Genomic DNA, 8,086 nt, shown 5'->3' with positions numbered 1-8,086 from the left:
GCGTTTAACCGCGAACAGCTCAAGAAAGCCATAAATAAACACGCTATTAAATAAGCCTTAAATGTTGGCAAGCGGGAGACAGTGGCTAATCGTTTCAGCATACTCTGACACCTCTCTGTCTTGCGCAAAGCGCAAGACAGCTCCCCTTGTAAAGGGGAGAAAACTGATAAGACCGGAATTTGAGTTGGCTCCCCTTGCCAAGGGGAGCTGGCAAAAATCTGTGTCGCAGATTTTTGTCTGAGGGGTGTCTCGCGGCAGCGAGACGTTGATGGAACGTAAGAATTTTTAATAAAAGGGACAGACCTGTTTTGGAGAGCCTCATAGCAAGCCCCCAAGAACGAACGCTACATGTGGTGTGTATGTATAATAATTATACGCTATTAGCGGGGGGGGGGGGGTAACTATTAGTCAATATTAAATTCAAAAATTTTGGCATTGCAAAACTCCATTTTTATTTCTTTGTTTTTTCGCTGCGGAGAATATCTTTACCTAATATTTAATATTTGCCGCGTATACGTAAGTAAATATACTTACCCGCTAAAACTCACAAGAAAGTAATTACCCGCTTTTTGAGAAAATATACCTGTTAAATACATCGAAATTTGCCGGGGAATCGAATCACTTATTAATGAATGGGCAATTAATTATTTTGCTTAAAACTATCTAGATCAGCTTTAACAATATCCCAAACTTTTTGCACCTCTTCAACCAGGGGCTTCAGCCTGTCCCAATCCAATTCTGAGCCATAAGAATGTCTAATGAAATGTCTAAAATACAAATAGCCTTCCAGCCTCTCTTTCAAATCAGCTCTAAATACCATCGTCCTCTTGGCGTTGGCCTTAAAAGCTTGCTCAAATAAAAATTTATGCCATTGTAAATCCTGCTCAGCCGCGTCATCAATATTTTTAACTATCAACAAAATAATATTTTCTAGTCCGTTGTAAAACGAGTGTAAAGTCAAGGCGGCAGCAGATAATTTAATAAAATCTGGTTCTCGCGCAGCGCAAATTTCAAACAAAAGACCGGAATCGCTTAATAATTTATCAATTCGGATAACTTCAGCAGAAATTTTAGCTTCCAGCTTGTTATCCAATTTCAACTACCTCTTTCAGGTTCTCCAGGAGAGCATAAAAATCTTTCTCTTTATCAAAATCCACCACATCAATTTCATTATGCACAAGCAGATACAGTTTTCCGCAAACAGAAAAAAATTTTTCCGCCGGTAGGCCTTTGACTCCTAAATCAATATCAGAGACATTTTTTATTTTTCCGGCAGCCAATGAACCAAATAAATAAACTGATTCACTGCCTTCTTTCTTTAATAAAGCTGCCGCCGTTTCAATATCCGCGCGGTATCGCTCTGGAAGATCAGTCAGCTTAAACATAATCCTAATTATAACACATCAAAAATACGAAAATTTATCTCTGCGGGCGCAGTGAAATTTTATGTTATATTTAAGACATGAATTTATTCCAGACCGATCTCGGTATGCCGCTGGCCAAACGCCTGGCGCCGCGGGATTTTACGGAGTTTGTGGGGCAGGAACATATTGTCGGCGCCGGCCGTCTGCTGCGGCGCGCGATCGAAGCTGACCGGCTCAATTCGCTGATCTTTTCGGGGCCGCCCGGCACGGGCAAAACCGCGCTGGCCAATCTGATCGCGCGTAAAACGCAGGCCGAATTTATCCCGCTCAACGCCGTCAATTCCAAAGTCGCCGAGCTACGCGAAGTGATCGAAAAAGCCAAAGAAACGCTGGCCTACCACAAACGGCGCACGATACTTTTTCTCGATGAAATTCACCGCTTCAACAAAGCCCAGCAGGACGCGCTGCTGCCCGATGTGGAATCCGGCGTGATTATTCTGATCGGCGCGACCACTGAAAATCCGTATTTTAGCGTCAATCCCGCGCTGATCTCCCGTTCGCAGGTTTTTGAATTCAAGGCGCTGACCGAAGCGGAAAGTCTGCAGATAATCGAAAACTGTCTGCGGAAATATCCCGATATCACTATGGACGCCGCTGCCAAAAAACATTTAGTTCTCATGGCTGGCGGTGACGCGCGCAAAATATTGAACGCCATTGATCTGGCCGTCCTGACCACGCCGGAAAAAGAAAAGAAAATTCATATCACGCTGGGCGTTATCGAGGAGTCTATTCAGAAAAAACAGGTCGTCTACGACGAGTCGGCGCATTATGACATTATCTCCGCGTTCATCAAGTCGATGCGCGGCTCTGATCCGGACGCGGCTTTGTACTGGCTGGCCAAAATGATCTACGCCGGTGAAGACCCGCGTTTCATCGCGCGGCGCATTGTCATCTGCGCGTCCGAGGATGTGGGCAACGCCGACCCGCTGGCTCTGCTCGTCGCCAACGCCGCGCTGACCACTGTCGCGGAGATCGGCTACCCCGAAGCCAAACTCACTCTGGCGCAGGCCGCCGTTTATGTGGCCGCCGCGCCCAAAAGCAACGCGTCGTACCTGGCCATCAACAAGGCTCTGGCCGATGTGGAAAGCGGCGTGGATTTTGCCGTGCCGCCGCAACTGCTCAACGCCGTGTACGCACAGGAAAAGAAAAACGGCAAAGGTTCGGGCTATAAATACGCGCACGATCATCCCAACGCTTACGTTAAGGATATGCAATATTTACCGGAAAAACGCAAATACTATGAGCCGACCAACCGCGGTTATGAGAAAAAAATCCAGGACTGGCTAAAGTGGCTGAAAGAGCATTGAACAGGGAAACAACCGCCGCCAGATGCGGAAAATGTTACGCAAAAAAATGAAATAACCAAACAGAACTGACGATATATTCATATATATTTTTAACAAGGAGTTTCGCTTATGCATAAAGCCAGCAATGTCAATAGAAATCTTGATTTTCATACTAGCCCGGATGTGAATTATCCGTTCATTGCGGAAGCCCGATTTGTCCCGGAGCAAAAGATCACTCAGGCTAGATGGTTTTTGGATAGAGTGACGGACGATATGCAGCGGGCGGTGATCCAAAGCCGCGAGCAAACGATGCTGGGCAAACTCAACGCCGCTAAAGAGAACTTTTATGCACACAGGCCGGAGCTTTTGCTGTACGGCATCCCTACTAGAACTAATTTATTTACGGAACAGCTTCTGGGCAGGGGATTGGATGAGGGGGTTAGCTGGTTTGCTTTGTATACAATATTATTTGCTCTCCGGGCCAAAATGCAGACAATAGACAGCGCCTGGGCTGATCTTGGTTTGATTTGGCTACCCAAGGACGGAGGAATGCTGCTAGAATATCAGGGCAAATATTATACTAATAAATTTGATCCCGCTGTAGATCCTAGCCTCATTCGGCCCCGGACTTCCCGCCCCAACGATGGATTTTCCGCTTATTTAAAACAGGTCAATAAGGATGTTATTATAAAAGAACACCATATACAGCCAGAAAATATTGAACAGGTTTTTCACCCTTTGCGAGAAAGGCAGATAGAATGGTTCAGTAATATAATGTTGGCTTCCGAAATGCAAACAAGAGGCGACACCGGACAGGCTAGAGAATACCTATTAAAAGCCTACGAGATATATCCCAGCATCAAAACTGCCGACACTTTACTTTATTACACTAAAGAAACGAATTATACAGAAATAATTTACTATGCCTCGGAAATTTTGGAACGTTTCGGATGTACTACAGGAGAGGAAGCCTGGTATGCCTACAGAAACAGAGCAATTGCCTATAGAGAACTGCAGGATTATGAAAATGCGGAAAAAGATTTCCTGGCATTTTTGAAGCTGGCGCAGGACAACGGCGACGAGGAAGCCATTCGTGATACCTATGAAGATCTGGCTGGTCTTGCCTGTAATATGAAAGATGCGGAAAAAGTAGTGCAATATGTCCCGGCGCGGCTAAATCTTGGTGTGGATAATCCGCTTCATACCATGGAACTGCGAGAAAATTTGGGTCTCGCCTATTGTGTGATAGGTAATTTTAATTTTGAACAACAAAATTATATTGAGGCGCAGAAATATTTTTCTCTAGCTTTAAATCAATTGACGAGTATCAGTCAGCCTGATAATGCTGTAATTGATGATACCGCAACTATAAACTCTTGGCTGGCAAGAATAGCCGCCAAACAGCAGGATTATCAGGAAGCCCTGTCTTGGGCGCAAAACGGATTAACCTTTAACTCTAATCGGGCCAGTAGTTTTTTGCGTTTGCACAGCGCGCTGGCGTATTTGGTTTTGGGCAAGACAAAAGAAGCGGAAAAAGCTTTTGTCTCCGCGCGAAATCTGTTTCAGCAAAACGGCGATTTTGACAGCGACGCGGAGGACGATTTGCAGACCGCTAAAGAATTTTTACTAAAACAAGACCGTCAGGATGACGCTGCCAAAGTTGACAACTGGCTAAAGTGGCTGAAAGAGCATTAGCAAATCGCTAAGATTTTTGCCAACTGGCATAAAAGTTGCATCTTTCCAGAATATGCAAAAGTTCTGGGAATACAAAAAAGCCAGCGTCAATTTGGCCGTTTTGGCGGAAAACGCGGAAATATTGCCCGCGGACGCCGATGAGCTGGAAATCCTGCTTGACCCCCAGCTCCTGCAAATCGAGCAATTTACCCTAAAAACCGAGAAAAACATCTCCGAAGCGGAACAATTGGCCTGGCATATCAATTCACTTCTGCCCCAGCCCATTGAGAATTATTTTTACGCTTATCAGATCTACCTGCGCGACGCGGAAAATTTGCAGGGCTTATTCTGCGTCCTGCCCAAAGCGGACTTAACGCCTCTGACCGCGCGGCAAAAACAAGCGGTCAAAATTTACTCGGCGGACAGACAATTTTTGCTGTACGAAAACAGGGCGGCCTTTTGGCAGATCACGCCGTATCTGCGGAGACTGTACAACTACGGAAAAATCTTGCTGCTGGGCGCGGCGGTTCTCTGTCTGCTGGCCGCGCCGCTGCTTTTCTGGCTGCAGAATATTTTAGCCGCGCAAAATATTTCCTTGAATAATGAACGGCAAAATCTAGCGGCGCAAATCAAAACACGCAAAAATTATGAACGCCGCCTGACCGCGCTGCAAAAAAACCAGGCGCTCAATCAAAAACTCGGCGGCTATTTTTACGCGTTCAGCATCGCTCTGCCCGAACAAGTCTATTTCACGGAACTGAGTTACAGCGCGCAGGAATTACGGCTCGCTGGGTTTTGTCCGGCGGACAAAGACCTGAAGGCGCTGCAAAAAGCGCTCAAAACGGACTCCAGCCTGAAACCGGAGCTGGCCAGTTTGAGCAAAAGCGCCGTGATTAATTTTTCCCTGCGCGCCGACCTGAAAAAATTCCTGGCCAAGGAGCTAAAAAGTGCCGCCCGAAAATAAAGAACTATTGGCAAAAATCGCCGGCGCGGGTCTTGTCGCGCTGCTTCTGGCCGCGGCGTGCCTGCTGTTGGCGCTGAACTGCGCGCGGCTGCATTACGCCAATCTGCGCCTGCGCGGCGAGACAATCAAAATGCGCCAGGAGCCGCTGCTGCAAAAATATCTGGACGCGCCGGCCCTGCCGGAATACCTTGAATTGGAAACTATCCGCGCGCTCGGCGGGAAACAAGGCTTAAGTTTCAGCAGTAGCAAAAGCGGCGCGAACGGACTGGAAATAGTTTTCACGGGCAGCTACGGCGCGTTTTTGGATCTCCTGCGTGCGCTGGCTGTGGAAAATATCGGCGAGATAACGCAAATCAATATCACACCGCAGGAACAAAAAATAATTATTCAAGGAGTAAAAGATGAGAAATAAAATATTGGCGGTCTTTTTGTTTTTAAATCTCTGTCTGGCGCGCGACCCTTTTGCGCTGCCGGATCAAAGCGCGGCAGTCCGAACAGCGGCCGGACTGCCGCCAGTACAAAACTACCGCGCGGTGACGCTGAATTATCTCGCCGCCGAAGACGCGGTCAAAATAATCGAGAAACTCTATCCTGATGCTGTGGTCTGCGCCGAAAAAAATAATAATATACTGCTCCTCGGCGCAGACCTCCCGACCGAAAAAATCCTTACGGCTTTGCAGGCCGCGGACAAACCGCCGCGCGCCGTCAAGCTGAAAATTAACGTGCTGGAAATGACGACCAATGACCTGACCGCGCTGGGCCTGGACTGGGATTTTTCTTCCAGCGGACTGCGTCTGGGCAAAACCACACCGGAAATTTTGGCAACCCTGCAGGCGCGCGCCGGTCAGGGAGAGGCGCGCTTGCTGGCCGCGCCCAATCTGACCACGCTGACCGGTCAGGCGGCATCCATCCATATCGGCGACCGCCTGCCTTACTCCCTGCCCGTACAAAACGGCGAACAGCTGCACTGGCAAATCCAGTATATTGATTCGGGGATCAATCTGACTTTTTTGCCGCTGCCAGCCGAACCCGGACAGATCTTACTTTCTCTGCAGCCGGAAATCAGCTCGATCAAATACTGGAAACAAACTCAAGGCGGCGAGTTTCCGGTGCTGTCTACCCGTCAGGTGGAAACAACCTTGCTGCTCAAAGCGCAGGAAAGTTTTGTGCTCGCCGGTCTGTATAACGAGGAAGAACGTGAAAGCGTGCAGAAAATTCCTTTTCTGGGGGATGTGCCGCTGTTGAATATTTTCTTCCGCAGCACCGTCCGCGAAAAAACAGCTTCGGATATTATCTTTGTCGTAACCGCCGAGGAAGTACCATAATATTTCAATGCCCTGTCAGCCCTCTGGCCGACAGGATTTCCTCGGCGGCTTGAGTCGAACTTAACAAGGCCATGAAGTGGCTGCCGTTAAGTGAGACCCACAAGCAAGCGAAGTGAGGCCGCTCTCGGTCACAACTTTCGGGATTATCCATACACCATAATATTTTAGGTCAGCCCAGAGAGAAGGTGCTCCTCTGGAGAGATTAAGGAGTATGGGGGAAAGATATTTCAGGGAGATACAGGGGAAATACCAGGAGCTGGTAGAGTAAGGAGGATCAAACGTCTAGCGAACGAAAGGATCCTCCCCGTGGAATATTACAGCATAATGAAAATAGTTAAAAGGGAACATAAATATGAATTGCGGCTGCAACTGGTAAAAAGCAGTTACGCTATAGGACTGAAACCCACAGCCAGACTGTTCAAATGCAGTATCTGGACGGTGCGGAAATGGCGGAGGAGATATGAAAAAGTAGGAATAACGGGATTAACAGAAATATCCAGACGGCCGCACCGCATGCCAAATAAATGCAGCGAGGAATTTGAAGAATACATCATTAACTTACGCAAACAAACGAGAAATAAATACGGCAGTAGAAAGCTCATAGAGCGGTTTGGTATAACAGAACAGGGGAAAGGCTGTATTCAGCGGATAGTTAAAGAGCACGGACTGGGACGAAAAAGGCAAAAGCGGCATAAGAAAAGACATTTTCTGTGGAGCACGAAAAGACTGTATAAAGCCTTTGAGAAAATACAGGTGGACGTGAAGGTCTTAACGGATATAGCGACCTACTGGCCGCAGTTTCTGAATAACAGGAAAGACTATCCGCGGTATGAAGTAACGGCCAGGGATGTAAAGACCGGGGCGACATTTGTAGCGTTGATGAAGCGGAATACGCAGGAGAACACCGGAGCTTTTATGGAGATGCTGGGCGAACATCTGAAAGCCAAAGGTTTTGACCTGAGCCGGATAACCATTCAGACGGATAACGGGAGTGAATTCAACGGGGGCGGCAAGAAACATACAGGCCTGACGCATTTTGAGAGTATTGTGGTGGAAAAGCTAGGCATGCAGTTAAGACACATACCGCCAGCCGCGCCGACCTTTAACTCGGATGTGGAAACATTCCATAGACTGGTAGAGGATGAGTTTTACAGCATAGAGCTGTATAGAGACCTGGCCGACCTGCTGCGCAAAGAATATACCTACATGGTGGACTTTAATTATCTGCGGAAAAACAGGAACAAAGACAACCAGACGCCGTGGGAAATATTAAAACAAGAATATCCCGATACTCCAAAAAGCGCTCTGATTTTCCCGGTTGTTTTGATCGATGAGGGCAAGCCCGATCTGCTAACCCTGCAGTATCACAAAAGGTATATTTCCCAGAATATTGGGTATTTATTTAATCCCTCC

Annotated in this window: 8 protein-coding genes; 6 read left to right on the top strand and 2 right to left on the bottom strand. The window is 47.4% G+C overall.

Translation table 11 applies throughout. From position 1 onward, the window contains the following. Positions 1-640 precede the first annotated feature (640 nt). Both LBJ25_06530 and LBJ25_06525 read right to left on the bottom strand, forming a co-directional pair. A complete protein-coding gene (locus tag LBJ25_06530; GenBank protein ID MDR1453609.1) occupies positions 641-1,093 on the bottom strand; it encodes a hypothetical protein in 453 nt (150 codons plus the stop codon). Continuing rightward, a complete protein-coding gene (locus tag LBJ25_06525) occupies positions 1,086-1,385 on the bottom strand; it encodes a nucleotidyltransferase domain-containing protein (GenBank protein MDR1453608.1) in 300 nt (99 codons plus the stop codon). The genes LBJ25_06530 and LBJ25_06525 overlap by 8 nt, the downstream gene beginning before the upstream one ends. Positions 1,386-1,462: 77 nt before the next feature. Here LBJ25_06525 and LBJ25_06520 point away from each other — a divergent pair, with 77 nt between their 5' ends. The 6 genes from LBJ25_06520 to LBJ25_06495 all read left to right on the top strand — a co-directional run. Further along, a complete protein-coding gene (locus LBJ25_06520) occupies positions 1,463-2,731 on the top strand; it encodes a replication-associated recombination protein A (protein MDR1453607.1) in 1,269 nt (422 codons plus the stop codon). A 108-nt stretch (positions 2,732-2,839) separates the two neighbouring features. Beyond that, complete coding sequence (locus LBJ25_06515) at positions 2,840-4,405, top strand: hypothetical protein (GenBank protein MDR1453606.1); 1,566 nt, start codon at positions 2,840-2,842, stop codon at positions 4,403-4,405. A 52-nt stretch (positions 4,406-4,457) separates the two neighbouring features. After that, a complete protein-coding gene (locus LBJ25_06510; GenBank protein ID MDR1453605.1) occupies positions 4,458-5,348 on the top strand; it encodes a hypothetical protein in 891 nt (296 codons plus the stop codon). Next, positions 5,332-5,760: a hypothetical protein gene (locus LBJ25_06505; protein ID MDR1453604.1), complete on the top strand. Its 429-nt coding sequence runs from the start codon at positions 5,332-5,334 to the stop codon at positions 5,758-5,760. The genes LBJ25_06510 and LBJ25_06505 overlap by 17 nt, the downstream gene beginning before the upstream one ends. Further along, on the top strand, positions 5,750-6,673 hold the full coding sequence (locus LBJ25_06500) for a type II and III secretion system protein (protein ID MDR1453603.1): 924 nt from the start codon (positions 5,750-5,752) through the stop codon (positions 6,671-6,673). The genes LBJ25_06505 and LBJ25_06500 overlap by 11 nt, the downstream gene beginning before the upstream one ends. A 324-nt stretch (positions 6,674-6,997) precedes the next feature. Further along, positions 6,998-8,086 (top strand): helix-turn-helix domain-containing protein (locus LBJ25_06495; protein MDR1453602.1); only part of this gene is annotated, 1,089 nt, incomplete at its 3' end.

Source organism: Candidatus Margulisiibacteriota bacterium, from assembly GCA_031268855.1.
In the GTDB taxonomy this organism is placed as follows: Bacteria; Margulisbacteria; Termititenacia; order Termititenacales; family Termititenacaceae; genus Termititenax.
This window is presented reverse-complemented; position numbering and strand designations above follow the sequence as displayed.

Bases quoted from the DNA above. Each gene is read 5' to 3' on its own strand.
- LBJ25_06520 (MDR1453607.1), top strand. From the start codon at position 1,463: ATGAATTTATTCCAGACCGATCTCGGTATGCCGCTGGCCAAACGCCTG.
- LBJ25_06525 (MDR1453608.1), bottom strand. From the start codon at position 1,385: ATGTTTAAGCTGACTGATCTTCCAGAGCGATACCGCGCGGATATTGAA.
- LBJ25_06500 (MDR1453603.1), top strand. From the start codon at position 5,750: ATGAGAAATAAAATATTGGCGGTCTTTTTGTTTTTAAATCTCTGTCTG.
- LBJ25_06515 (MDR1453606.1), top strand. From the start codon at position 2,840: ATGCATAAAGCCAGCAATGTCAATAGAAATCTTGATTTTCATACTAGC.
- LBJ25_06510 (MDR1453605.1), top strand. From the start codon at position 4,458: ATGCAAAAGTTCTGGGAATACAAAAAAGCCAGCGTCAATTTGGCCGTT.